General features: G+C 40.8%; 1 protein-coding gene. It reads left to right on the forward strand.

The window, feature by feature from the left end:
• On the forward strand, positions 1-223 hold a 223-nt coding region (locus PSI23_RS22500), incomplete at both ends, for a hypothetical protein (RefSeq protein WP_273557099.1).

Here is a 223-nt window from a genome sequence, read left to right on the forward strand (position 1 = left end):
CTTGACCTATGCAAAAGACAGAACTCAATTAACTCATCTTGTTTATAAGGGGGATGATAGCTTGATTTCTGACCGGGCAATAAAAAAGGTCAGCGTTAAAAACCCGGCGTCGGAAATAACCTTTCCCGCTGGCATTAAGTTTTTAGGTGAAAATAAAACGTTTCCGTCAATATTCGGGGATAAAGAAGTCGTTGAAGTGACCTCAGGGGCATTTGAATGTAAG

Origin of the sequence: Xenorhabdus yunnanensis (genome assembly GCF_028598805.1) — a bacterium.
In the GTDB taxonomy this organism is placed as follows: Bacteria; Pseudomonadota; Gammaproteobacteria; order Enterobacterales; family Enterobacteriaceae; genus Xenorhabdus; species Xenorhabdus yunnanensis.